At 66.3% G+C, this 24116-nt stretch carries 31 protein-coding genes; 17 read left to right on the top strand and 14 right to left on the bottom strand.

Going from position 1 to position 24116, the window contains the following annotated elements; translation table 11 throughout:
- Positions 1-16 precede the first annotated feature (16 nt).
- Together GZH52_RS05700 and GZH52_RS05695 are read right to left on the bottom strand one after the other, a co-directional pair.
- Positions 17-1033 carry a T6SS phospholipase effector Tle1-like catalytic domain-containing protein gene (locus tag GZH52_RS05700; protein WP_163315523.1) on the bottom strand — a complete coding sequence of 339 codons (1017 nt, stop codon included), beginning with the start codon at positions 1031-1033 and terminating at the stop codon, positions 17-19.
- Positions 1034-1107: 74 nt separating this feature from the next.
- Positions 1108-1299: a GNAT family N-acetyltransferase gene (locus GZH52_RS05695; RefSeq protein ID WP_163315522.1), complete on the bottom strand. Its 192-nt coding sequence runs from the start codon at positions 1297-1299 to the stop codon at positions 1108-1110.
- Between the two features lie 59 nt (positions 1300-1358).
- Here GZH52_RS05695 and GZH52_RS05690 point away from each other — a divergent pair, with 59 nt between their 5' ends.
- Positions 1359-1646 carry a hypothetical protein gene (locus GZH52_RS05690; RefSeq protein WP_163315521.1) on the top strand — a complete coding sequence of 96 codons (288 nt, stop codon included), beginning with the start codon at positions 1359-1361 and terminating at the stop codon, positions 1644-1646.
- A gap of 194 nt (positions 1647-1840) precedes the next feature.
- On the opposite strand, the gene GZH52_RS17110 is transcribed toward GZH52_RS05690, so the two are convergent.
- Positions 1841-2119 (bottom strand): site-specific integrase, encoded by a 279-nt coding sequence (locus GZH52_RS17110; protein WP_203525637.1) that lies wholly within the window; start codon positions 2117-2119, stop codon positions 1841-1843.
- Positions 2120-2189: 70 nt separating this feature from the next.
- On the bottom strand, positions 2190-3122 hold the full coding sequence (locus GZH52_RS05680) for an IS5 family transposase (RefSeq protein WP_163315520.1): 933 nt from the start codon (positions 3120-3122) through the stop codon (positions 2190-2192).
- 186 nt (positions 3123-3308) lie between these two features.
- On the opposite strand from GZH52_RS05680, the gene GZH52_RS05675 reads away from it, so the two are divergent.
- From GZH52_RS05675 to GZH52_RS05660, 4 genes are all read left to right on the top strand, one after another.
- A complete protein-coding gene (locus tag GZH52_RS05675; RefSeq protein ID WP_163315519.1) occupies positions 3309-3845 on the top strand; it encodes a toll/interleukin-1 receptor domain-containing protein in 537 nt (178 codons plus the stop codon).
- Positions 3846-3862: 17 nt separating this feature from the next.
- Complete coding sequence (locus GZH52_RS05670) at positions 3863-4345, top strand: TIR domain-containing protein (protein WP_163315518.1); 483 nt, start codon at positions 3863-3865, stop codon at positions 4343-4345.
- A gap of 1 nt (position 4346) precedes the next feature.
- Complete coding sequence (locus tag GZH52_RS05665; RefSeq protein WP_163315517.1) at positions 4347-4793, top strand: hypothetical protein; 447 nt, start codon at positions 4347-4349, stop codon at positions 4791-4793.
- A gap of 90 nt (positions 4794-4883) precedes the next feature.
- On the top strand, positions 4884-5573 hold the full coding sequence (locus GZH52_RS05660) for a competence protein CoiA family protein (RefSeq protein WP_163315516.1): 690 nt from the start codon (positions 4884-4886) through the stop codon (positions 5571-5573).
- Positions 5574-5726: 153 nt separating this feature from the next.
- Here the strand turns inward: GZH52_RS05660 and GZH52_RS16655 are convergent, their stop codons facing one another.
- Positions 5727-5906, bottom strand: coding sequence for a hypothetical protein (locus GZH52_RS16655; RefSeq protein ID WP_203525636.1), 180 nt, complete (start codon positions 5904-5906; stop codon positions 5727-5729).
- 471 nt (positions 5907-6377) lie between these two features.
- Positions 6378-6632 carry a hypothetical protein gene (locus tag GZH52_RS05650; RefSeq protein ID WP_163315515.1) on the bottom strand — a complete coding sequence of 85 codons (255 nt, stop codon included), beginning with the start codon at positions 6630-6632 and terminating at the stop codon, positions 6378-6380.
- Positions 6633-6752: 120 nt separating this feature from the next.
- On the opposite strand from GZH52_RS05650, the gene GZH52_RS05645 reads away from it, so the two are divergent.
- Entirely contained in the window at positions 6753-8657 is a 1905-nt protein-coding gene (locus tag GZH52_RS05645; protein ID WP_163315514.1) for a B12-binding domain-containing radical SAM protein, read from the top strand.
- Here GZH52_RS05645 and GZH52_RS05640 read toward each other — a convergent pair.
- Positions 8654-8965, bottom strand: a complete 312-nt coding sequence (locus GZH52_RS05640; RefSeq protein WP_163315513.1) for an H-NS histone family protein — start codon at positions 8963-8965, stop codon at positions 8654-8656. The genes GZH52_RS05645 and GZH52_RS05640 overlap by 4 nt on opposite strands.
- A gap of 80 nt (positions 8966-9045) precedes the next feature.
- Between GZH52_RS05640 and GZH52_RS05635 the strand changes: the two genes are divergently transcribed.
- Positions 9046-9297, top strand: coding sequence for a hypothetical protein (locus GZH52_RS05635; RefSeq protein WP_163315512.1), 252 nt, complete (start codon positions 9046-9048; stop codon positions 9295-9297).
- Between the two features lie 6 nt (positions 9298-9303).
- On the opposite strand, the gene GZH52_RS05630 is transcribed toward GZH52_RS05635, so the two are convergent.
- From GZH52_RS05630 to ppnP, 4 genes are all read right to left on the bottom strand, one after another.
- Complete coding sequence (locus GZH52_RS05630) at positions 9304-9639, bottom strand: 2Fe-2S iron-sulfur cluster-binding protein (protein ID WP_163315511.1); 336 nt, start codon at positions 9637-9639, stop codon at positions 9304-9306.
- On the bottom strand, positions 9636-10550 hold the full coding sequence (locus GZH52_RS05625; protein ID WP_163315510.1) for a pseudouridine synthase: 915 nt from the start codon (positions 10548-10550) through the stop codon (positions 9636-9638). The genes GZH52_RS05630 and GZH52_RS05625 overlap by 4 nt, the downstream gene beginning before the upstream one ends.
- A gap of 33 nt (positions 10551-10583) precedes the next feature.
- The gene (locus GZH52_RS05620) at positions 10584-11090 is read right to left on the bottom strand and encodes a metal-dependent hydrolase (RefSeq protein ID WP_136551170.1); all 507 of its coding nucleotides are present in this window, start codon (positions 11088-11090) and stop codon (positions 10584-10586) included.
- 150 nt (positions 11091-11240) lie between these two features.
- Positions 11241-11552, bottom strand: coding sequence for a pyrimidine/purine nucleoside phosphorylase (gene ppnP, locus GZH52_RS05615; RefSeq protein ID WP_136551171.1), 312 nt, complete (start codon positions 11550-11552; stop codon positions 11241-11243).
- A gap of 192 nt (positions 11553-11744) precedes the next feature.
- On the opposite strand from ppnP, the gene GZH52_RS05610 reads away from it, so the two are divergent.
- The 3 genes from GZH52_RS05610 to GZH52_RS05600 all read left to right on the top strand — a co-directional run bounded on the left by GZH52_RS05610 (position 11745) and on the right by GZH52_RS05600 (position 14421).
- The gene (locus GZH52_RS05610; RefSeq protein ID WP_163315509.1) at positions 11745-13052 is read left to right on the top strand and encodes a nucleobase:cation symporter-2 family protein; all 1308 of its coding nucleotides are present in this window, start codon (positions 11745-11747) and stop codon (positions 13050-13052) included.
- A 67-nt stretch (positions 13053-13119) separates the two neighbouring features.
- Complete coding sequence (locus tag GZH52_RS05605) at positions 13120-13761, top strand: DsbA family protein (protein WP_163315508.1); 642 nt, start codon at positions 13120-13122, stop codon at positions 13759-13761.
- Between the two features lie 48 nt (positions 13762-13809).
- A complete protein-coding gene (locus GZH52_RS05600) occupies positions 13810-14421 on the top strand; it encodes an SAM-dependent methyltransferase (protein ID WP_163315507.1) in 612 nt (203 codons plus the stop codon).
- On the opposite strand, the gene dbpA is transcribed toward GZH52_RS05600, so the two are convergent.
- Positions 14418-15794 carry an ATP-dependent RNA helicase DbpA gene (dbpA, locus tag GZH52_RS05595; RefSeq protein ID WP_349290639.1) on the bottom strand — a complete coding sequence of 459 codons (1377 nt, stop codon included), beginning with the start codon at positions 15792-15794 and terminating at the stop codon, positions 14418-14420. The two genes, GZH52_RS05600 and dbpA, sit on opposite strands and share 4 nt — an antisense overlap.
- 104 nt (positions 15795-15898) lie before the next feature.
- On the opposite strand from dbpA, the gene GZH52_RS05590 reads away from it, so the two are divergent.
- From GZH52_RS05590 to GZH52_RS05575, 4 genes are all read left to right on the top strand, one after another.
- Positions 15899-16840, top strand: a complete 942-nt coding sequence (locus tag GZH52_RS05590; RefSeq protein ID WP_163315506.1) for a nucleoside hydrolase — start codon at positions 15899-15901, stop codon at positions 16838-16840.
- 84 nt (positions 16841-16924) lie between these two features.
- Entirely contained in the window at positions 16925-18160 is a 1236-nt protein-coding gene (gene pepT / locus GZH52_RS05585; protein ID WP_163315505.1) for a tripeptide aminopeptidase PepT, read from the top strand.
- 37 nt (positions 18161-18197) lie between these two features.
- A complete protein-coding gene (locus tag GZH52_RS05580) occupies positions 18198-18785 on the top strand; it encodes an HD domain-containing protein (protein ID WP_163315504.1) in 588 nt (195 codons plus the stop codon).
- Complete coding sequence (locus tag GZH52_RS05575; protein WP_163315503.1) at positions 18775-19506, top strand: hypothetical protein; 732 nt, start codon at positions 18775-18777, stop codon at positions 19504-19506. The genes GZH52_RS05580 and GZH52_RS05575 overlap by 11 nt, the downstream gene beginning before the upstream one ends.
- Before the next feature lie 104 nt (positions 19507-19610).
- Here the strand turns inward: GZH52_RS05575 and GZH52_RS05570 are convergent, their stop codons facing one another.
- Both GZH52_RS05570 and GZH52_RS05565 read right to left on the bottom strand, forming a co-directional pair.
- Positions 19611-20177, bottom strand: a complete 567-nt coding sequence (locus GZH52_RS05570; RefSeq protein ID WP_163315502.1) for a lysophospholipid acyltransferase family protein — start codon at positions 20175-20177, stop codon at positions 19611-19613.
- A gap of 113 nt (positions 20178-20290) precedes the next feature.
- On the bottom strand, positions 20291-20755 hold the full coding sequence (locus GZH52_RS05565) for an AtaL-like protein (RefSeq protein ID WP_163315501.1): 465 nt from the start codon (positions 20753-20755) through the stop codon (positions 20291-20293).
- A 144-nt stretch (positions 20756-20899) separates the two neighbouring features.
- Between GZH52_RS05565 and GZH52_RS05560 the strand changes: the two genes are divergently transcribed.
- The 3 genes from GZH52_RS05560 to GZH52_RS05550 are packed head-to-tail and all read left to right on the top strand — an operon-like array spanning position 20900 to position 24100.
- Positions 20900-21778, top strand: a complete 879-nt coding sequence (locus GZH52_RS05560) for a hypothetical protein (RefSeq protein WP_163315500.1) — start codon at positions 20900-20902, stop codon at positions 21776-21778.
- A gap of 41 nt (positions 21779-21819) precedes the next feature.
- Complete coding sequence (locus tag GZH52_RS05555) at positions 21820-23172, top strand: deoxyguanosinetriphosphate triphosphohydrolase (protein ID WP_239058032.1); 1353 nt, start codon at positions 21820-21822, stop codon at positions 23170-23172.
- A 55-nt stretch (positions 23173-23227) separates the two neighbouring features.
- The gene (locus GZH52_RS05550) at positions 23228-24100 is read left to right on the top strand and encodes an AEC family transporter (protein ID WP_163315499.1); all 873 of its coding nucleotides are present in this window, start codon (positions 23228-23230) and stop codon (positions 24098-24100) included.
- The last annotated feature ends 16 nt before the right edge of the window (positions 24101-24116 follow it).

Genomic DNA, 24116 nt, shown 5'->3' with positions numbered 1-24116 from the left:
AAGAAGACGCTCGCCCTCAGCCAGTGCCCACCGGCCAGTTGCACGGCCGGTAGTCGGCGCGCTGCCGGTAGCGCGCCAGCGCCTCGTCGGACAGGCTCTGGTTGCTGTCGACGCCGAACTGGCCGAGGCCCAGCCGTCTGGGTTGCATGCGGCACACCAGGTCGAACAGCGGGTTATCCAGTTCGTTGTGCAACTGCCCGTCCACCGCGTCCTGCGGCGGCACGCCCAGTTGCAGGCTCGCGTCAAACGCGAGCCCCAGCGCCTGCACCTTGCCCGCGAGCCAGCGCAGCGGCCCGTAGCTCAAGTCCCGCTCGCGGTAGCCGCCGCCGACGTCGGCGTGCGCGCCGGGAAACCAGCGCTGCTCGACCACCTGGCCCGCGCGCGGCTTATGCGTCCACAACGCGACGTCGTAGATGTCGCGCGCCTCGTCGATCGCGCATGCGTGGTAGGCATGCTCGACGATGGACGACAGCTCGGTGTCGTGGAAGGCGTGCCGTTTGAGGTTGAAGGTGTCCATCACGTCCAGCGGAATGCCGAGCGCGCCGACGGTGTCCCACACCGCGATGCAGCGGATGCGGATCTCGCGCGAATGCGCGGCACGGAACGCCCGCGCTTCGGGGCCTGCGGGCTTCATCGTGGTGTCGCGGTAGAAGGCGTACGCCTTGTCGATCAGCGCGTGGTCGGGCGCCATGAGCAGCCCGCACTTATTGAGCATGCCGGCGAGCGACCTGGCGGTATACGCGCCGCGCGAGAAGCCGAACAGGAACAGCTCGTCATCTTCACGCCAGCTCGCGCACAACTGGCGGTAGCCCTCGCAGATATTGCCGTCCAGCCCGACGCCGAACGCGCCGCCCAGCAGCTTGTCTAGCAGCCGGCCGGTGCCGACGCCCGAGTCGTACCAGGTGGTCTGCGCCGGCGTGTTCGGCGTCGCTTCATACAGCCGCCGCACCGAGGTTTCCACCGCCTCGGTGCGCGCGTCCTTGCCCGGCTTGTTCCAGGTTCCGTCAAAAAACAGCGCCAGTTTCCTGCCCATCTTCGTCTCCCGCCCGTCCAAACCTCTTCGGTATGGCCGGCGGACGCGAAGCAGGCAAGCGCGCGGCAGGCGGCTCAGAGGTCCTTGCGCATGATGACCAGGTCGTGCCAGACGGTGCGCCCGTTAGCCGCGCGCCGCCAGCGCAAGCCAGGCACCAGGGTGTGGATCACCCGGAACCCACGCTGCAGGTAGAAGCCGTCGGCGGTCTGCGTGCCGAGGTTGACCCGGCGGACACCCTCGCCCTTCAAATGGACGGGCGATGCCATGAGGGCAGGCGCCCCTGCGCCGGGGTAGACTGGACCGGCCCGCCCTAGCAAGTTGCGCCATGACCCCGACCCTACGCCTGTTCCTGCTGTTCTTTGCCGCCCACGCAGCGCTGCTCGCCGCCGTGCTGTACTGGCCCGCGCTGGAGCCATTGGCCGGCGTGGCCGGCGCCAGCCTCTATCTGCCGCTGCTGGCGCTCTCGCTGCTCGGGGTGCCGCTGTTCGCCGGCGCCAAGCCGGGCGGCTGGGCGTCGCCGGGCCCGGCAGGCTACGCCGCGGCCGCGCTGGTATGGGCCGCGCTATGGCTGCTGCTCGCGTACGCGCTCGCCCGATTGCTGCGCAAGGATTGACGGGCGCCCCGCACGTCCCCCGACCAGCCCGGCCTTGCCCTTAGGTGAAACGCAGCCATGAAAACCCCCGCATCGCGACTGATACCCTCATGACACATATTCAGGCGAGCGAGCCGCCAGGCGCCATGTAAACACTGCGTTTTTGGTGGTTTAGCGTAAGCGCCCAACCTCATCTAGCCAGGGCAAGTTCAGCATTAGCCCATCACGCTAGCGGAACAGAAGCGCAGACAATGCTTGATTTGCGTGAAGGCAGACACCTGGCCTTCAACGACCAGATGGGTGAGAAAGCGACTGACCCCTGCAGCGCCCATCTCGCGAGGTTGCCGAGGATGGTGAAAGCGCAAAAAGCGCCGTACCCAATTAACGTATTGCTGCCCGGTGCGCAGGCTGTCATGCCTGACTCGCAGCGTCTCGCGCAACACATCGAGCAAGCGTGGCGCGGCAGTCCCATCTGGCTGTGTACTTTCAGGCATTGGCAACCCCAATGGCTGGCTTTGTTGCACAAATCGGCTGAAGGCTAGGCTCCCCTTTCCCCAGACGCAGTTACCCCACGCGTACCGTAACCGGCCGACCCAACTGCGTGAAACGGTTGAGTAGTGCCGCACGAATTTGTAACTCTGCTACCTGACGTTCAAACGTCCGCGCCATGACGCGCTCACCCAGCCGTTTAAAGCAGTGCATCTTTGTTTCGACCAGGCTACGCCGGTGGTAGCCACTCCAACGTTTCCAGATCGTCGAGCCCAGCCTGCGGGTAGCACGTAGAATTTCGTTCCGCTCCCTGGCGCCTGCGCCATCTTCCTTCCACGGTCGGCCATTCTTGCGAACCGGGATGATGGCTTCGGCGTTGCGCGCGGCAATGGCCGCGTGGCAGGCTTTGGTATCGTACGCGCCGTCAGTGCTGACGCTCGCAATCGGCTCGTCAGGCGGAATCTGCTTGAGCAACTCTGGCAATATCGGGGCGTCACCCACACCGTTGCCGGTCACTTCGATCGCGCAGATCTCCAACGTGCCTGCATCGATCCCCAGATGCACCTTGCGCCACTGTCGCCGGTATTCGGCACCGTGCTTCTTGCGCTTCCACTCACCCTCTCCGAGAAACTGGATACCCGTGCTGTCGATCAGCAACTGAAGCCCTCGCCCGTGTTTCTGAGCCGGGATTTTGACGGCGATCGAGTGCTGGCGACGGCTGAGCGTACTGAAATTCGGCACTTGCCAGTCCAGACCTGCCAGTTTGATCAGGCTTTCGACCAAGCCGATGGTCTGCCTCAGCGCCAAGCCAAACAGGCATTTGATGGACAGGCAGAACTGGATGGCTGCATCGCTGAAGGTTGCAGAGCGGCCGGGCTTGCCGGAAGGTTCGGCCTGCCATTGCAAGTTGGTGTCCAGCCAGATCAGAAGGGAACCGCGCGCCTTGAGCGCGGCATCATACTTGGCCCAGTTGGTCGTCCTGTAGCGGGCCGGTGCGGGTTTGCTCATACTCGGATGCTACCCGACAAGGTCAGCAAGAGGGAGTTGTGCAACAAAGCCCCAATGGCTTGTAAAAAAAATAGAAATTCGCATATCATACCTGGTTATACGCATAGACAAACCAAATATACACCTGCAAAGGTGTATATTTCACGTTAGGCTTTTCCAGAGCGACACCCCATCAACGGAGGAAATATGGCAATCAAACAACGAGACTTAAGAAGCGCGGCGACCAGAACGCCACGTGTTGTTATTGCAAAATCATTGAATGAGGCGCTCTCCAAGAGTCACCAAACAGCCTTCCTTTGCCATAGCCACAAAGATAAAGCTTTGGTGAACGGATTGCAGAACCTACTGAATGAAAATGGATGGAATCTATACATTGATTGGCTTGACGAGGAGTTGCCCGCGTCACCAGATAAGAATACCGCATCGAATATTAAGAATAAGATTGGTCAGCTGAATTGGTTTTTGTTTCTCGCCACGGCAAACTCCACCGATTCGAGGTGGTGCCCATGGGAGATTGGATATGCAGACGCAGTCAAAAAGCACGAAAATATTTTAATTATTCCTACGGAAGACGATAGCGGGCGCTGGCACGGTAATGAATACCTTCAGCTATACCGTCAAATCACAGATGCATCAAACCAAACAACCAAAAAATCGGGGTACGCAGTATTCGATCCAAAATCAAACCAGGGCGGCACTTGGATCGAGAACCTGAAATATTGAAACGGGAGGCGATATCAATGGCGCGAATACCTGTGTTCTTTAGTTTTCATTATGCGAATGACGTAATGCGTGTGCAACAAATCAGGAATATTGGTGCGCTTGAGGGGAATGAACCTGTGTCGCCCAATGACTGGGAACAAGTCAAACGAGGCGGTGACTCGTCTATCAAACGATGGATTGATGAAAACCTAAAATACAAGCGCTGCGTCATCGTTCTTGTTGGCGCAGAGACGGCAAATCGACCATGGGTGAGGTATGAGATCGAAAAAACATGGAATGATGGCAAGGCAATTTTTGGCATCCATATACATAACCTTCGCTGCCCACGAAACGGAACAACCGTAAAAGGAAAGAACCCATTCGATACATTCACATTCGAAGACGGACGAAAATTGTCTTCAGCAGTGAGTTGTTACGACCCCGGAGCATATGACACTTATAACGAAATTGCCAGAAATATGACTTCCTGGATAAATTCAGCAATTGCACAGAGATCGTGACATGGTAGAGGAACAGCGTACAGCAATTGATGGCGAGTCAGCCTCTATACAAACCCATCTCTCTATCATTCAAAATATTATTCAACGGATGGCTGATAACAGCTCCGCTTCAAAAACTTGGTGCGTCACATTGGTTTCGGCCGTTCTCGTTATCGTTGCCGACAAGGGAAAGCCGGAATATGCATGGATTGCGATGCTCCCGACTATTGTCTTTGCGGCCCTAGACGCTTACTACTTGGCACTGGAAAAAAGCTTTCGAAACTCATACAACGACTTCATTGCCAAGTTGCACAATAAAACATTAACCGCTGAAGATTTGTATTCTGTTGCGCCTAAGGGCAATATTTCGCAACTTCAGTTTCAAGCAATGAAATCGTTTTCGGTTTGGGGGTTCTACATTTCTATCGCTGTATTGATAGCAATAACCAAGGCAACAGCAATTGGATGAAGCCTAATAACACCATCAACTCGGACGTACAAAAGCGCCGCTTCGCTCTGATTTTGCACGCCGGTTATGGCGAACGTTAGGCCAAGCAAGATGCTAATCGCCATCCATAACAACGAACGAAAACGAGCCGAGACAGCAGGTCGCGGAGAGATCGGAAAATGCCCTTGGACAGGACTTGATGTTAAAGCGCATGTAGGCGCCATTAGACAGTTTTGGGCATATATTGGTGGGCAACCAAAACTACCACCAGGATACGAATCTGAATCAGACTGGCATCTTTGCTGGAAGGAGCTCGTTGATGAGGCCCACTGCGAAGTTGTTATGGGTCAACAAAGAGAACATAGGGCCGACATACTCGGAAGCAATGACACGATTATTGAAATCCAAAGAAGCGTTATCGATATACGTGACGTAAGAGATAGAACAGACTTTTATTTCAATCAATCCAATAAACGAATGATCTGGGTGGTTGACATCCAAGAGTTCTGGAATAAAAGATTTTTTCTAGTCCCCACTGAGCAAAAAGGTCAATTCAAGGCCGACTGGAAGCCTAAAAGAACCTGGCTATGGGACATAGCGAAAACACCAGACACGCACCTGTACCTTGAATTTAAGCAGCGTAATGACAAGCTGCTCCACTGCTGGATACACAAAGCAGAGATGTACTGCAAGTATATTCCTAAGGAAATATTCTTTATGCAATACATAGATAGTGTTGCGCGCCCTCAATACCGTGGCTTTCAAGGTGGAGCGCTCAACATATTGCAAGGCTTAGCCTAACTAGAAAGCTGCCGTACGAGTGCCTGATTACTGCTACGTCAGCTAACTGCTGCATTGCTCCCGCATCGGACTAGCACCACCAACGGCCGCTCTGGCCGAGTTGTACGCGTAAGGCTTCCGTCAGATAGCAGGCCTGATCCGCGCCGATCACCCTTACATGGGGCCGGTCTTGACCCAGTGCTTGCCCGCCGTCGGCTTGCTCGCGTAAGGGTCGGTATTGCTGGCGTCGGTTCCGCCGGCCAGCATGTTCATGAAGGCGACCCGCCCCTTGGCAGGCGCCTTGTGGTTCATCCAGGCCATCGCCCAGTCCAGGCCGACAGCATCCATACACATGGGATCAGGCCCCGGCGTCGTGGGGTTGTCGGGCATGCAGGTAAACCCGTTTGATCCCTTGCGCAAAGTCACCCTCTTGCCATCCGGCGCCATCGCGACAACGGTTGCAGCATCGGCAACCGCCTTGGGCGCAGCGTCCATCGCACGCCGGATCCGCGCGTCAGCCCCCGATGCCCGCATCTCCATTCAATGCGCAGGCGGCGAGCCGGTTGCTGTCGTGGCATCCGCCGCCATGCGCCAAGCGCTGCACAGGCCCAACAAGCCCATAACGAGGGTTCGGGACATGTCAACGCTCCCTGCCATGCCGTCCGTCCGCCTCCAGGTGGTGCAGCAGCGCCCCGGTGAACGCCGTCCCGGGGCCGACCGGCAGCAACGCCTAACAGGGCCGCGGCTAAACCCGCCGCGGGTGGCGTACCCCATTCAAGGCCCGCACACGGCCGGACGCCAAGTCCGGCCGCGCCCCCGTCACGCTTAGCCGCGCCAGCGCACGATCAGCCGTGCGATCAGCCACGGCGGCAGCACCATCAGCGCGGCGGATATGGCCAGCGCAAGGCCGTTCGGCACACCCAGCCCGAACGCGAGGCTGAACGCCAAGCCCTGGCACGCCTCGAGCGGCGCACGCAGCAGGTTCACCCCCTGCAAGTTGCTGTAGCCGCCCAACAGCGCCGCCTCCGCGTACAGCACCGCGACCGAGACCGCCGTCGCCAGCAAAACCCTTTTCTGCATCCTGTTCTCCTTGTTATCGCGAGCGCACCCTTGCGCCCTTGTCCAAACTTACTTAGTCTTGCCGCGCCGGCCCGCCCTCGCGGGCCGCGCCGCTTTGTAAACCTGCAGCCGAGCCCCGCCATGCGCCCAGCCCGTATCCTGTCGATCATCCCGCCGATGACGCAGCTGAACACCCCGTACCCGTCGACCGCCTACCTGACCGGCTTCCTGCGCGAACAGGGCTTTGACGCGCGCCAGACGGACCTCGCGCTCGCGCTGGTGCTGCAACTGTTCAGCCCGGACGGGCTGGCTCGCCTGCGCGAACAAGCCCAGAGGCTCCCCGCGCGCGCCCGAAGCGCGCAGGTCGAGCATTTTCTCGCCGTGTACGAGGGCTACGCGGCGACCATCGCGCCGGTGATCCGCTTCCTGCAGGGGCGCGACTCGACCCTCGCCCACCGCATCGCCAGCCGCACGCTGCTACCCGAGGGCGCGCGCTTCGCCGCGATCGACGCCTACGTCGACCCTGAAGCGCCCGACGCCGACCCGCTGGCCTGGGCGTTCGGCGAGCTGGGCAGTTACGACCGCGCGCGCCATATCGCGACGCTATACCTGGACGACCTGGCCGACGTGCTGCGCGACGCCGCCGACAGCCGCTTCGAGTTCGTCCGCTACGCCGAGAGCCTCGCGCTGAGCCAGGGCTCGTTCGACCCGCTCGCCCAGGCGCTTGCCGCACCGCCGACGCTGGTCGACGAGACGCTCGAGGCGCTGGTCGCAGCCACGCTTAAGGCGCACGCACCCGACGTGGTGCTGCTGTCGGTACCCTTCCCCGGCTCGGTGTACGCGGCGTTCCGCATCGCGCAAACCGTGCGCCGCCTGCGCCCTCAGGCCAGGATCGTGCTCGGCGGCGGCTACGTGAACACCGAGCTGCGCTCGCTATCCGAGCCGCGCGTATTCGACTACTTCGACTACGTGACGCTCGACGACGGCGAGCGGCCGCTGCTCGCGCTGATGGACCACCTCTCAGGCGGGCGTTCGCGCGAGCGGCTGGTGCGCACCTACCTGCGCGACGACAAGCGCGTGCGCTACGTGAACTTCCCCGAGCCGGACGTGCCGTTCAGCGAAACCGGCACGCCGACCTGGGACGGCCTGCCGATTGCCGACTACCTGAGCCTGATCGACATGCTCAACCCGATGCACCGCCTGTGGTCGGACGGGCGCTGGAACAAGCTGACCGTCGCCCACGGCTGCTACTGGAAGAAGTGCAGCTTCTGCGACGTGAGCCTCGACTACATCTCGCGCTACGAGACGGCCAACGCGTCGCTGCTGGCCGACCGCATCGAACGCATCGTCGAAGAAACCGGGCAGACCGGCTTTCACTTCGTCGACGAGGCGGCGCCGCCCAAGATGCTGCGCGCGCTGGCCGAAGAACTGATCCGCCGCCGCCTGGCGATCACCTGGTGGGGCAATATCCGCTTCGAGAAGTCGTTCGACGCCGGCCTGTGCCGGCTGCTGGCGCAAAGCGGCTGCATCGCGGTGTCCGGCGGGCTGGAGGTCGCATCCGACCGCCTGCTCAAGCTGATGAAAAAAGGCGTGTCGGTCGAACAGGTCGCCCGCGTCACCCGCGACTTCACCGAAGCGGGCATCCTGGTGCACGCCTACCTGATGTACGGCTTCCCGACGCAGACCGTGCAGGACAGCGTCGACGCGCTCGAGTACGTTCGCCAGCTCTTCGAGGCGGGCTGCATCCAGTCCGGCTACTTCCACCGCTTCGCGTGCACCATCCACTCGCCGGTCGGCAAACAGCCCGCCGAATACGGCATCACGCTCCAGCCGCTGCCGTTCGCCGGCTTCGCGCAGAACGACGTCGGCTTCACCGACCCGACCGGCACCGACCACGCGGCGATGGGCCGCGCGCTCTCCAAGGCGCTGTACAACTACATGCACGGCATCGGCCTCGACTGGGACGTGCGCCGCTGGTTCGACGTGCGCGTCCCCAAAACGCAGGTGCCGCGCCGCTTCATCGAAAAGGCGCTCTCGCGCGCCTAGCGCTCGATCAGCAGGTCGTCCAGCACACCGCCGGCGGCCAGGTGGCGCAGCACCCACTCGGGCTTGCGCCCGCGGCCGCTCCAGGTAAAGTCGGGGCTGGTGCCGCTGTGGTACTTCGGCGCGTCGGGCGCGGCGGCGAAGTCCTCGGCGCTCAGGCCGCAGCGTTCGGCGAGCGCGCGGATCTGCAGCCGCGCCTCGCGCTCGGCCTCGTCCTGCTGGCGGGCGATCTCGTCGCCCAGATCCCGCGCGAGCGCGCGCAGTTCGTCCAGATCCAGCAAGGACAGGTCGACGCCTGCTTTTTCAATCATCGTGTTTTCCCCTAATGGTGGCGGGCGAGACAAGGGCTCGCCCCCTATGCTGTAAAAGTCCCGTTTTTCAGGAAAGTACCATGAGCAGCACCTACCGCCCGGTCGCCTGCGACTACTACAGCGAACTTGAACTGACCTGCCTGTCGCGCAAGCGCTGCGCGATCCACTACCACGACGACGCCGGCCGCGAATTCGAGACGCTGGCACGCATCACCGACCTCGTCACCCGCGACGCACAGGAATTCGCCGTGCTCGACGACGGCGGCGAAATCCGCCTCGACCGGCTGATCAGCGTCGACGGCAAGCGCCGCGCCGACTACGGCGAGGAATAAGCCCCTTCACACCGGTAGCCACACGTCGAGGTCGGCTTCCCCCACCTCGACGTGGCAGGCGAGCCGCCAGGTTTCGGCCGTATCCGGCCATACTTTTCCGGCACACGGCGCGCGCCCGAAGCGCGTCAGCACGTTGCGCTCACGGTTACCCGGCGAGAATTCGCCCGGCTGCCCCGCGTGCACGAGGCGAACCAGGCAGGTGCCACAGGTACCCTGCCCGCAGCGCCAGTGCAGCGGGATGTCTTCCAGGCGCGCGAGGTCCAAGAGAAGCGTGCCCGGCAACGCGTCGCACGCGGCAAACGGCGCGGCCTCGCCCTCGCGGAAGAAGCGCACCCGGCTCATGCGTCGTCCGGCCACGCGAGCGTGCGTTGGCTCTGGTAGACGCGGTAGCTGCCGTCGAACGGGTCGGTGAACGCGATCGAACGCGCGAGCAGGCGCAAGGGCCGCGAGAAGTCGTCGGCGGCCTTGTCCGGCAACAGCTCGGGGTACCACGGGTCGTCGACGATGCCGATCCCCAGCGCGGAGAGATGCGCGCGCAGCTGGTGCTTCTTGCCGGTGTCGGGCGTCAGCCGGTAGCGCGCGTAGGCGCCGCGCCGCTCGATCAGCTCGACGCGGGTGACGCTGTTGGGCGCGCCGGCCACCTCCTGCATGCGGAAGCTGTCTGCCTCTTCGATGAGCCGGCTCTCGCGCATCAGCGGCAAGGCAAGCGCCGGGTCGTAGCGGCCGATCGCCTCGTACTCCTTCACCACCGCGCGGTCCTGGAACATCGTCTGGTAGCCGCCGCGGCAATCGGCGTCGGCACAGTAGAGGATCACGCCGGCGGTCTCGCGGTCGAGCCGGTGGATCGCCGTCAGCTTCGGGCAGGCCAGCGCCAGCCTGAGCCGGGTCAGCAGCGTCTCGTGCACATGGCGCCCGCCCGGCACGCTGGCCAAGAAGTGCGGCTTGTCGGCGACCACCAGCCGCTCGTCGTGGTAGAGGATGGGCGCGTCGAACGGGATCGGCGTCTCGCGCGGCACGTCGCGGTAGTACCAGATGCGGCGGTTGGCCGGGTACGGACTCGCGAGCGAATGCGGCCGGCCTTCGTGGTCGTACACGTCGCCACTTGCCAGGCGCGCGCGCCACGCCTCCTCGCCCACGTGCGGGAAGCGCGCGAGCAGGAAGGCGAACAGGCTCTCCCAGTCGCCGGCGGGCAGATGCAGGAAGCTGGGCGCGATCCCGTCGCGCACCGGAATCGGGGCTATGCGTTGGCTCATGCGCGGCAATGATAAGGCAAGGCGGCTACGCCGTCAGAACGGGACATGGCCCGAGCGCGCCATCAGGTAGCCGGCGCCGAACCACAGCCCGGTCATCATCAGGTTCTCGGCAAACTTGCCGTTGAACACCGGCAGGGGCGCCGCGAAATGGTGGCGCACCGGCCACAAAAGCGGCACGCCGGCCGGCGTCAGCCAGTCGCCGGCGATATGCGAGGCGTAGCCGACGCACAGGCCGAACAGCCACGGCAGCCACAGGCCGAGTTCGGGATGGGTCAGCGTGCTGAACGCCGCGTAGCAGACGCCGGCAAGCCCCAGCAGGCTGTGGGTGACGCCACGGTGGCCGAACAGCCACGCGATCGGCCGCGAGATCAGCGTCAGGCGCCGGCCAAGCCAGCTTGACGGGTGGTCGATGTCCGGCAGCAAGGCGCCGACCATACCGCCCGCCATCAGGAGCAGCGCCGGCAACCAGTCCGCCTTGAAATAGAACGCGGTGGCGACACCCGAAAAGGCGCCGGCGGCGACGTGGGTGGCAACCTTCATGGGCTCGCCACCAAGGAAGCCGCGCCGGGTGCGACGGCGGTACAGCAGGAGCGCGAGGCGGCGACGGCAATTTTCATGCGCCGAATATTAGCCGCACGCGCTTATCCTTGCAAAAAAATGACAAATCCGCTATCGCACGCGACCGCTTCCTCAGCCGAAATGGCAGACGTAGTGCACGGTGTCGGCCACTTCGATGGTGAAGCTGCTCTGCCCCGGCACCTCGAACTTGTCGCCGGCACCGTACGCGCGCGCCTCCGCCTCGCCCGCGAGCGTCACCTTGCACTGGCCCTGCAACACTTCCATCACTTCCGGCGCGCCGGTGCTAAAGATCAGGGTGGACGGCAGGATCACGCCGACCGACTTGCGGGTGCCGTCGGCCAGAGTGACGGTGTGGCTCACGCATTTGCCGTCGAAATAGACATTGGCGCGCTTGGCGACGCTGACGTTGTCGAACTGTTCCATCGCTGACTTCCTTGGATCGAAATCGAAACAGACAGGATATCGTCATTAAATGCATTTGTCACAACACGAGCGCCGGCGCGCGACACCGGGTGTTTTCAGATCAAATCAAGACATCATTGACGCGGCGGCAGCCTTCGCGAATGATGCGCGACTTTAGCGCGCAAGCACTCTCAACTACCGACGAAAGCCCCCATGGAACAGCTGCTGTACCGGGTCGAAGACCGCCCGCCCCTGCCCACCTCGCTCCTGCTCGCCGCACAGCACCTGCTCGCTGCGCTGGGCGGCATCATCGCCGTGCCGCTGGTGGTCGGCGGCGTGCTCGGCCTGCCCACCGCCGACGTGGTCGCCCTCGTCAACGCTGCGCTGATGGTCTCCGGCGCGGTCACCATCGTGCAGTGCCGCGGCGCGGGTCCGGTCGGCATCCGCCTGCCCTGCGTGATGGGTACCAGCTTCACCTTCGTCGCGGCCGCCATCGCGATCGGCTTCGAGCACGGCGTCGCCGGCATCCTCGGCTCGTCCCTGGTCGCCTCGCTGGTGATGATCATCGGCAGTTTCTTCATGCCGCAGATCCGCAAGCTGTTCCCGCCGGTGGTCACCGGCACCGTGGTGTCGATGATCGGCCTGTCGCTGATCCCGGTCGCGGTCGACTGGTTTGCCGGCGGCCAGGTCGGTTCGCCCGACTACGCGCGCCCCGACCATCTGGCGATCGCCGGCTTCGTGCTGGTACTGGTGGTGTGCCTGGTGCAGTTCGGCCGCGGCATCGTCTCCGCCGCCGCCATCGTGATCGGCATGGTGGTGGGCTACCTGCTCTGCCTGATGCTCGGCAAGATCGACTTCAAGCCGGTGCAGGACGCGGCGTGGTTCGCGCTGCCGCAGCCGCTGCACTTCGGCATGAGCTTCCCGATTTCGGGCATCATCGGCATGTCGATCGCTTACCTCGTGACCATCGTCGAGTCGACCGGCAACTTCCTCGCGCTGGGGCAGGCGACGCAGACCCGCGTAGACGGCAAGCAGATGGCCGGCGGCATCCTGTGCGACGGCCTGGGTTCGGCGCTCGCCGCGCTGATGTCGACCACGCCGTTCTCCTCGTTCGCGCAGAACATCGGCGTGGTGTCGCTCACCGGCGTCGCCAGCCGCTACGTGGTGGCGCTCGCAGGCGCGCTGCTGGTCGGCGCCGGCCTGTTCCCGGTGTTCGGCGCGCTGATCGTCACCATCCCGCTGCCGGTATTGGGCGGCGCGGGGCTGATGATGTTCGCGATGATCATCGTCGCCGGCATCGAGATGCTGGGCAAGGTCAAGGGCAGCCGCCGCAACGGCGTGATCATCGCGGTGGCCATCGGCTGCGGGATGGCGGTCACCGTGCGCCCCGAACTCTTGGGCAAGCTGCCCGCCTACGTGCGCGAGGTGTTCGGCTCGGGCATCACCGTCAGCGCGCTGATCGCGCTGGCGATGAACCTGCTGCTGCCCGGCCGCGAAGACGCGGTCGACGACGCGCACTGAGCCATGCTTGCAAGGGGGCGAGCGCACGGTCTTTACTGGAAGCTCGCCCCCCGCTGAAAGCTGCAAGATGAAACGACGCACCCTGCTGGCGGGGCTCGGGCTGATGCCTTTGCTGGGCGCCGCCCGCACCCTGCCCGACCTCGAGGCGCTCGCCGAGCGTAACCGGCAGCGCCACCGCGAGCGCCTGCACGCGCTCGCCTCAAGCCGCCCCGCCGCCGTCTACGCGAACCCGGCCGACCCCGCGCTCGGCCCCGCACGCGCGGCGAAGACCGTCATCTACTTCACCGATTTAAACTGCCCGTACTGCCAGAAGCTCGACGAGGTGCTCGAGCGCGTCGCGCGCGAACGCCCCGCCGTGCGCTTCGCCTTCAAGCCGCTCGCGCTGATCGACGACAGCTCGGCACCGGCCGCGCGCTACGCGCTCGCCGTCTGGCAGATAAGCCCCGCGCGCTACTGGGCGGTGCACCACGCGCTGATGCAGGCAAGCGGCCCGCTAGGTCCGGCCACCCTCGCCCGTGTCGCCGCCGACACCGGCACCACGCGCGCGCTGTCGGGCGAGCCGCGTGCCACGCAGGCGCTTGCCGCCAACCAGGCACTCGCCGACCAGTTGCAGCTCTTCTCGACGCCGGTGCTGCTGGTCGGCGAACGCCTGTTCGCCGGCCTGACCGACGCCGAGACCCTCAAGCGCGCGCTGGACGCCCTGCCCTGAAGACAGGCGGGCGCTATACTGGCGCCTCGCCCACGTCAGGACATCAACATGCCGGAAAACGATTTCTGGGATAGCCGCTATGCGGCGGAAGACTATGTATACGGCACCGCGCCGAACGACTTCCTGGCAAGCCAGACGCACCGCCTCGCTCCCGCGTCGCGGGTATTGAGCCTGGGGGAAGGAGAAGGCCGCAACGCGGTGTATCTCGCGTCGCTCGGGCACAAGGTGTGTGCGGTCGAGGGCTCGCGCGCCGGCTGCGACAAGATCCACCGCCTCGCCGCCGTGCGCGGCGTAGAAGTGGACGTCGTGCACGCCGACCTCGCCGGCTTCCTGCCGGATACGGCCACGTTTGACGCGGTGGTGTCGGTGTTCTGCCACCTGCCCCCCGCGCTGCGCAAGGTGGTGCTCGCGCGCGCAAGCGCCGCGCTCAAGGACGGCGGGGTCTTCCTCATCGAGGCGTACACCCCGCGCCAGCTCGCCTTCGACACCGGCGGCCCACGCGAGGCCGAACTGCTGCTCGAGCCCGCGCATCTGGTCGCCGACCTGCCCCGCGTGCGCTGGGAATGGCTACAGGAAACCGAACGCGACGTCATCGAAGGGCGCTGCCACAGCGGCCGCGCCGCCGTGGTGCAGGGCGTCGCCTACCGGCTATCGCGCTAGAGGATGCGCGCCTTGACGCTGCGCGTCTTGATGCGGCCGCCGTCGAGCCAGGCGAGCGCCTGTTTCGCGTAGTCGGGGGCGATGGCGACGTAGCTTGCGGTGTCGGAGAGCTGGATCTTGCCGATCGCGGTGCCGGGCAGGCCGCCCTCGCCGGTGAGTGCGCCCAGGATATCGCCCGGGCGCAGCTTGTCGCGCTTGCCCGCGTTGATGCACAAGAGCACCGGAGCCGGCTTGGCGCCGGCAGGCTGCACCGTCAGCTTGGCGAGCTCGTCCCAGCGCGCACGCGCACCCTGCACCTCTTCAATGCGGGCGAGGCGCGCGGTGTCGGTCGGCGCCACCAGGCTTAACGCGAGGCCGGTCTCGCCGGCGCGGCCGGTACGGCCGATGCGGTGTACGTGCACGTCGGCTTTCGGCGCAAGCTCCGCGTTGATCACGCAGTCGAGCGCGCGGATGTCGAGGCCGCGCGCGGCGACGTCGGTGGCGACCAGCACCGGCGCGCAGCCGGCGGCGAACTTGAGCAGGGTCTCGTCGCGATCGCGCTGTTCCAGGTCACCGTATAGCGCGAGCGCGCCGATGCCCTGCGCCTCGAGCGCGCGCACCGACGCCTTGACCGCCTCGCGGGTGTTGCAGAACACCAGCGTCGACGCCGGGCGGAAGTGGCCGATCAGGCGCACCAGCGCGTCGATGCGGCCGGCCGGGTCGACCTTGTAGAAGCGCTGCTCGATCTTCGCCGCGTCGGGCTTGGCGTCGACGCTGACGCGCTCGGGCTCGCGCATGAAGCGCTTGGCGAGGCGCTGGATGTCCTCGGGGTAGGTCGCCGAGAACATCAGCGTCTGCCGGCGCTTGCCGCAGGCGTCGACGATGCCGGTGATCTCCTCGTAAAAGCCCATGTCGACCATGCGGTCGGCCTCGTCGAGCACCAGCGTGCTGACGGTGGAGAGGTCGAGCGTGCGCCGCCACAGGTGGTCGTGCAGGCGGCCCGGCGTGCCGACGACGATGTGCGCGCCGTGCTCGAGCGAGCCGATCTGCGGGCCCATGCGGGTGCCGCCGGTCAGCGTGACCACCTTGATGTTTTCGACGGCGCGGGCGAGGCGGCGGATTTCGCGCGCGACCTGCTCGGCCAGTTCGCGGGTCGGACACAGCACCAGCGCCTGCACGGCGAACCAGCGCGGGTTGATCCGGCTAAGCAGGGGCAAGCCGAACGCCGCGGTCTTGCCGCTGCCGGTCGCCGCCTGCGCGATCAGGTCACGGCCGGCGAGCGCGACGGGCAAGGCGGCAGCCTGGATCGGCGTCATCTCGGTGTAACCGAGCGAGGGCAGGTTGGCCAGTAGCGGCGCCGGCAGCGCCAGCGCGGAAAAATCCTTCGTGTTCACAATGACTTGGCGCCTCTAGCGCGTCAAAAAAGGCCGCAAGTGTAGCAGGCACCCGCTCGCCTGACCAATAATGTCTGCTCGTCCACGACCACGGGTAAGCCCTCATGCGCCAGAAAGTCATTTTCGACACCGACCCCGGCCTCGACGACGCCGTCGCCCTGCTCTTCCTGCTCGGCGCGAGCGACCGGCTGGAACTGATGGGCGTCACCTGCGTCGCCGGCAACGTGGGCGTCGACGCGACCTCGCGCAACGCGCGCATCGTCTGCGAGTGGGCCGGCCGCGCCGACGTGCCGGTATACGCGGGCGCCGCAGCCCCCCTGTGCGCGAGCATCGCCACCGCCGAGGAGGTGCACGGCGAAAGCGGCATGGCCGGCGCACCCGAACACGAGCCTTCAATGCCGCTGCAGGCGGGCCACGCCGCGCAGTTCATCGTCGACACTGTCCGCTGCGAGGCGTCCGGCAGCGTCACCCTGTGCGCGGTCGGCCCGCTGACCAACCTTGCGCTGGCCCTGTCGATCGCGCCGGACATCGCGCCGCGCATCGGCCGCGTCGTGGTGATGGGCGGCGCCTACTTCGAGGGCGGCAACATCACGCCGTCGGCAGAGTTCAACTTCTACGCCGACCCGCACGCCGCGGCGCGCGTGCTGCACGCGGGGGTGCCCGTGACCGTGCTGCCGCTGGACGCCACCCACCAGGCGTGCACGCGCGCAGAACGCGTCGCGCGCGTCGCGGCCCTGCCCAACGCTTGCGGCCCGCTCGCCGCGCGGCTGATGACGAGCTTCGAGCGGCACGACGTGAAAAAATACGGGCAGGAGGGCGCGCCCCTGCACGACCCGTGCGCGGTGGCGTGGCTGCTCGAACCCGGCCTGTTCGGCGGACGCGAGGTCAACGTCGAAATCGAGACCGACAGCGCGCTGACCCGCGGCCACTCTTCGGTCGACTGGTGGCGCAGCACCGGCCGCGCGCCCAACGCGCTGTGGATCACCGAAGTCGACGCCGACGCGATGTTCGCGCTGATGGCCGCATCGATCGGCCGTCTGCCCTGAGGCGGGCGCTTGTCTGACACAGCGCAAAGTCGCGCACGCGCCGCGCGTGCATAGTGGACGCACCCGACTGCCAAGGAGTGTGCGATGCCCACCGCCGTCAGCGAGCGTTTCCTGCGTTACGCAGCGATCGACAGCAGCGCCGACCCCGCCTCAACCAGCCAGCCCAGCAGCGCCGGACAGCGCGCGTTGGGCGCGCTGCTCGCCGAAGAACTCTTGCGCATCGGCCTCAGTGACGTCGTACACGACGCCACCGGCTGCGTCAGCGCCCGCCTGCCGGCCACGGCCGGCGCCGAACACGCGCCCGCCATCGCCTGGATCGCCCACCTCGACACAGACCCCGCGGCGGGTGCCGGCGTCGCCACCGCGCAGGAAATCCCGGCCTGGCCGGGCCGTGCGGTGAAACTGGGGGACGGCGCCGGACGCCTGAGCCTGCGCGACACCCCCGCGCTGCGCCTGGCGCGCGGCGACGACCTGATCGCCGGCGACGGGCACGCACGGCTGGGCGTCGACGACAAGGCGGGCATCGCCGAGATCGTCAGCGCGTGCGCGCGCCTCGTACACGCGCCTGCCGCGCCGCACGGCGAAATCTGGGTCGTGCTGCTGCCGGACGCGCACCTGGGGCGTGCCGCGGCGGCCTTCCCGCGCGAGCGGGTGCGCGCACGCTGGGGGTATACGGTCGACGCGGGGGCGCTTGGCGAACTGTGCAGCGACAGCTTCAACACGACGCACGCTTGCCTTACCTTCGAGGGCGACGACTGCCCGCCGGGCGCGGGCTACGGGCGCCTCGTCAACGCGGCTACGCTGGCCGCACTGTTTCACGCCGGCATGCCGCGCGACGAGACGCCGGAGGCAACACGGGGCTTGGAAGGCTATTTCCACCTCGAATCGATGGCCGGCAATACCGGGCACGCCGAACTTCACTACCAGCTCTGCGACTTCGTCGCCGAAGGGCTCGCCTGCCGCGAGCGCTTCCTGGGCGAGCGCGCCGCCGCGTTCAACGCGGAACTCGACCGGCCGCGGGTGACGCTGACGCTCGGCGCCGGCTGCCGCAACCTGGCCGGCATGCAGGAAAACGGGCGCCGCGCGCTCGCACTCGCGCGCGCGGCGATGGCCGACGCCGGCGTCACCGCACGCCCGGCGCAACTGCGCGACTGCAGCCTCGGCGCCAGGATCGGCCTGCCCTGCCCCGGCCTCTTCGCCGGCGGCTTCAACGTGGGCAGCACGCGCGAGTGCGTCAGCGTGCAGGCGATGGAACGCGCGGTCGACGTGCTGGAGGCGATCGCGTACCGCGCCGCGCGCGAGGCGGCGCCATCGCGCTAGAATCCGAGCGTCCAACCACCACAACGCCCCCATCACCATGCATCAGACAGAATTCGCCCGGCGCATCGCCTTCATCGTCGAGATCGACAAGCTCAAGGGCGTGCTGCGCAAGAACAAGCCGGTCACCCTCGAGCGTTACGAGAACGCCGCCGAACACAGCTGGCAGGTCGCGCTGCTCGCGCTCACCCTTGCACCGCACGCGCCGGTGGCGCTCGACATCGAACGGGTGATCCGCCTCTTGCTGGTACACGACATCGGCGAGATCGACAGCGGCGACACCCTGTTTTACGCGGCGAGCGCCGAGGACAAGGCTGAGGAAGCCGAGGGCGCACGGCGTATCTTTTCCTTGCTGCCGCCGGCGCAGGCAGAAGAGATGTTCGCGCTATGGGAAGAATTCGAGGCCGCGCAAAGCGCCGAGGCGCGCTTCGCGCGGGCGATGGACCGGCTGATGCCCATCCTGCTCAACCTCAACCGCGAGGGGCAGAGCTGGCGCGAGAACGGCGTGCGCGCATCCGATGTGCGCAGCCGCGCGGCAAGCCAGGTCGACGCGGGCTGCCCGGACGCCGGGCGCTGGCTGGCAGACGCGCTGGAAAACGCCGAGGCGCGGGGCTACTTTGCGCGCTAGCGCCCTGCTCTCGGGCGCGCTCATGCTCAGCCTCGCCGGCTGCGCGTGGGTGCCGGCCAGGAAGGCGGTACCCGAACACGCGTTCGACGCGCGCGAGCTGATCCAGACGCCGACGCAACGGCTGGCGACACTGGTGATGGCCGAAAACCTGCAAAGTCTGGAGCGGTTGCTCGCCAAGCTCTACCTGCGCAACCCCGCAGCCTGGCGCGCGGGCGGCTACGCCAGCGCCGAGGCGGCGAGTGGCGAAGTGATGTTCGCGATCAAGAGCCGGCTGCCGCTCGCCCCGCTTGGCAAGGTGCGCGCACAAGACGCGATCGCGACCGCGTTCGAGCCGGCCTTCGAGGGCGACCGCGCCGGCGCCCTCGCCTACGGGCTGGGCAGCATGCTGATGGACGCGTGGGAGGGCGAGCGCTCGCCGACGCTGACCGACGCCGTCAACGCGCAAAAGCTCGCCAACGCCGCCTACAACATCGAAGTCGCCGCGTGGCTCGTCAACCACCGTACGGACACAACCGGCCGCCCGCTGCTCGTCGCCAACGAGCGCACGGCCGATACGGTCAACCTCAGCTTCGAGCGGGAGTTCGGGCAGATGATAGGGCGCACGCTCCTGATGGCGACCGTCAGCGGCGAACACCTGCGGCGCAGCGCGATCGGCGGCGCCCAGGCCGTGGCGACCTCGACCCTGCTGCTGCCCTTGAGCGCGCTCCCCGCCCTGCCCTGAAGCCGCATCCACGTGAAAAACGGCCGGGATGCCCACGTACCGTTTGTACGTGCCGCATTTCCAGCCGTTTTGCCTTGCGCGGGTTCGCGGTCGCGAACCCGGCCTCAGTCGTACTTGCCGCGGTAGCCGCTGTAGAAGTCGCGGATCTTCGGCATGTCCACGTCGATGTCGCCGCAAGGCTCGAACACCGGGCCGAAGCCGACGGTACGGCTCGGAAAGTCGATATAGGCGAGCACGATCGGCACCTGCGCGCCGCAGGCGATGCGGTAAAAGCCGGTCTTCCACTCGCGCACCTTGGCGCGCGTCCCCTCCGGCGGCACCACCACCACCAGTTCGTCGGCACGGCCGTACGCGTCGACGATCTGGCCGACCAGCGAACCGGCGCGGCCACGGTTGACCGGGATGCCGCCCAGAAAGCGCATCACCGGGCCCAGCGGGCCCCAGAACAGCGTGTGCTTGCCCATCCAGTAGATGCGCCCGCCACGGATGAAGGTCGCCGCCAGGGCCAGCGGGAAGTCCCAGTTGGTCGAATGCGGCGCGGCGATCATCACGCAACGCTTGATGGACGGAAACTGCCCCTCGACGCGCCAGCCGGCGAGCTTCATCAGGCGGCAGGACAGCCAGGCCAGCGCCCGGCGGGGCAAGTTGGTATCGAAGATGGTGGTCTGCATGGGGTATGGAGGCGCTCTTGCGGCGTTGCGCGGGCTGGCCGCCCGCGATTTATGGAGCGCGCACTCTAGCGCAAAGCGCCGCTTGCGGCAACGCAGCAAACGGCACTTTTGACTTACAGCTCGCCCGCTTCGACCATCTCGCGGATGCGGCGGATGATCGCCACGTCGGTGTCGCGGTACGCCGAGCGCAGGTAGGCGGCGACGTCGACGCCGTCGACCACGCCCTCCGGCAACGGGGTCTGGTAGGCGAAACGCACGAAAAGGTGGCCCGCCTCGGGCTCTTCGACCGTAATGGTCAGCCGGCCGCCTTCGTCATCGGGCAGCGGGTGGGTGCGCACGACGATGGTATCCGGCGCCGCGTGCTCGATGCGCACCCGCACCTCGAAGTTGCCGTAGCCCCAGCTGCGCTCGCTGTAGCCCTCGCCAGCTTCGTGCTCGATATCGGTCTCCAGCGACTCGACAAAGTCGAGTGCGGACAGCGCGCGCCTGAGCAGGCCGCGCCACAGCTCGTCGCGGGTCAGCGCGCGCAGGCCCGGGTTGCCGGGCTGGTTGACGGCGACCAGATGTTCGAATTGCATGGCGTCCTCCTGTCGTTTTTCGGTCGGCGAGTCTACACCGCCGGCCGCGGCAAAGCATCCCCGGCTCGCCAGTCCGGCATTTTTTGGCTATATATCTATTTTGATTAAACAAGACCGGCAAGCGGAATCTATTGGAGTAATCGCGTGCAAGCTCCCTTCCAGGACAAACAAAGCTATCTCGCAGACCCGGCCGTCGCGGCGTTCAGCCAGCGCCTCGCACGCTGGTTCGGCGGCGAGGCCATCGCCGCCCACCCGTTCCGCCTGCGTGACAAGACGCTGCCGGAAGACGCGCCGCGCGAATTCACCGTCACCCGCCTCGAGGAGTGCTTCGGCCACTACCACTGGAACGGCCTCGATTACGAAGAAAACGCGCGCGCGCGCCACGCCCTGCGCGCAGCCTTGTCGTCCGCCCTCGCCAAGGGCGACGCCGACGCCCTGCTCGCAGCGGTCGACGCCGCGCTACGCTGGAGCACCGGCGGCAAGGGCATCAAGCTCTACTCGCTGAACGCCGAATGGGCCGAAGCCAACCGCGCACAGTTGCCGCGCCTGTTGGGCGACGCGCTGGCCGTGCTGGAGTCGGACACGCCCGACGTCACCGCGTTCAACGAGACGTTGCGCATGAACGTCGGCTTCACCAAGGTGTACGCGCTGGCAAGCCGCCGCCTGACCATGTACGACGGCCGGGTCGGCGCCGCACTCGGCCTGCTCGCCCGCCAGCACTGCTGGCGCGCGCGCATCGACCTGCCCGAGCTGCTGGGTTTCCCGTGGGCGCCGGGTGCCTCGTCGATGAACCGCAACCCGAGCGACGAGCGCTACCACTTCCGCCAGCTCTCCAACCGCGGCGCCTTCCACGCCGAATGGATGATCCGCGCCAGCTGGCTGATCCGCGACGCGGTCGCCAAGTGCGACGCGTCGTGGCTCGCCCACGACGACGCTGCCGACCGCGTCGAGGCGGCGCTCTTTATGCTGGGCTACGAGATCCCGACCGACGAGCGCAGGACGCCGGCGTTCCACTACCTGTAAGCCATCGGGCATACTGGGAGCCTACCCAACCAGGAGGCCCCATGCCCGAGGCGACCATGCACTGGCCGGCGCTGATGTCGACGCGCCGCTTCAAGCTCAAGGACGGCTGCGTCGTGCCGGCACGCGCGCTGGCCGCCGGCGACAGCGGCGCCGGCCTGCGCACCGACTTCCACGTCGACCACGACCGCCTGGTGTTCTCCAGCGCGTTCCGAAGGCTCGGCCGCAAGACGCAGGTCCACCCGCTCGCGCCGAACGACCACACCCACAACCGGCTCACCCACAGCGTCGAGGTGGCCAGCGTCGGGCGCAGCCTGGGCAACCGCGTCGGCGCGATGCTCGCCGCCACCTCCCGCCTGCCCGCCGGTGTCACCCCCTTCGACATCGGCGCGGTGGTGCAGGTGGCCTGCCTCGCCCACGACATCGGCAACCCGCCGTTCGGCCACACCGGCGAGGACGCGCTGCGCGACTGGTTCCGCGCGCCGCGCAACGCCACCTGGCTCGCGCCGCTAACCGCGGAAGAGCGCGCCGACATCCAGACCTACGAAGGCAACGCACACGGGCTGCGCACGGTCGCCTCGCTCGAGCTTTACGTCGGCGAAGGCGGCATGCGGCTGACCTCGGCGGCGCTGGGCGCGCTGGTCAAGTACCCGTGGACGTCCGACACCTACCCCGCGCGCGGCAAGTTCAACGTCTACCGCACCGAGCTTGCGATGTTCGAGGCGGTCGCCAGCGAGCTGGGCCTGCTGCGCCGCGGCGACACCGAATGGGCACGCCACCCGCTCTCCTACCTGATGGAGGCAGCCGACGACATCTGCTACGCCATCCTCGACCTGGAGGACGCGGTCGAGATCGGCATGCTGGACGTCACCGAATTCGAGGAGGCACTAGGCCCGCTGGTCGAGGTCGAGAAGGCGTGGCCGATCACCGACCCGCGCCAGCGCTGCTCGGCGCTGCGCGGCTCGGCCGTCGGCAAGTGCGTCGCCGAGGTAGCCGACCGCTGCATGGCCTTCGAGCGCGAACTGCTCGAAGGGTGCTTCCCCGCGCGCGACCTGATCGAGGTATGCGCGCCGGCGGTGCGCGACACCGTCACCGGCGCCAAGTCGCTGGCGAGCCAGCGCATCTACCGCCACCGCGCCAAGCTGGTCACCGAAATCGCCGCTTACCCGTGCATGGGCGCGCTGCTCGACATCCTGGTCCCCGCCGCGCACGCGCTGACGACCGGCCGCCCCCTCAGCACCCGCGAGCAGCTGCACCTCGCGCTGATCGACGGGCGCATCGACGCCACCGACGGCCCCTACCTTGCCTACATGAAGATCCTCGACTACGTCGGCGCGCTGACCGACAACGCGGCGGCGGCGCTCGCGCGCGAGGTGTCGGGGCTGGGTATACACTGATAGCCAAAGCGGCAAGATGGCGGCATGCTTGCAAGAAACAAACGAGCACACCGCCATGCTGGACCGTATTGTCGCCACCATCCTTCCCGTCATCGTCATCGTCGCCATCGGCTGGTGGTACGGCCGCACGGTCAAACCCGACATGCGTGCGCTCAACCGCGTCAACATGGACGTGTGCGTGCCGCTACTGGTGTTCTCGGCGCTGGCCGACCGCGGCTTCGACCTCGCCGCCCAGTGGCGCCTGGTGCCGGCCGCGACGCTGGTGATCCTCGTCTCCGGCCTCATCGCATGGCCGGTGGCGCGCGCCCTCGGCGTTAACGCGCGCACGCTCTTGCCCGCCGCCATGTTCAACAACAGCGGCAACATGGGGCTGCCGCTCGCGCTGTTGGCCTTCGGGCCGGAGGGTTTCGCCGGCTTTGTCGTACTGTTCGTCATCTCCAACCTGCTGCACTTCACGCTGGGCGCGTACATCTTCAGCCCGCGCACCCGCATCGCGGGCCTCGCCCGCAATCCCATCGTGATCGCGTCCGCGCTCGGCGTCGCCGCGAGCCTCTTGGACCTGCACCCGCCCGCACCCATGCTCACCGGCCTCAAGATGCTGGGGGACGCGACCATCCCGCTGATGCTGTTCGCGCTTGGCGTGCGCATGGTCAGCGTCGGCCGCGCCGCGCTGGGCGCCGGCGTCATCGGCGCGCTGGCCTGCCCGATAGGCGGGCTCATCGGCGCGTACATCGCGCTGTGGCTGATCGACCTGCCCCCCGCGCAGGCGCAGTTGCTGATCCTGTTCGGCGCGCTGCCGCCTGCCGTGCTCAACTTCCTGATGGCCGAACACTACCGGCAGGAGCCCGAACGGATGGCGGCGATGGTGCTGGTGGGCAACCTCGCCAGCATCGCCTTCGTGCCGCTGGGGCTTGCGCTCGCCCTGTAAACCCCGCAGCCTAGCG

This window comes from Crenobacter caeni (assembly GCF_010435965.1).
Taxonomy (GTDB): Bacteria; Pseudomonadota; Gammaproteobacteria; order Burkholderiales; family Chromobacteriaceae; genus Craterilacuibacter; species Craterilacuibacter caeni.
The sequence above is the reverse complement of the archived record's forward strand: the minus strand, read 5'-3'. Positions and strand labels throughout refer to the sequence as shown.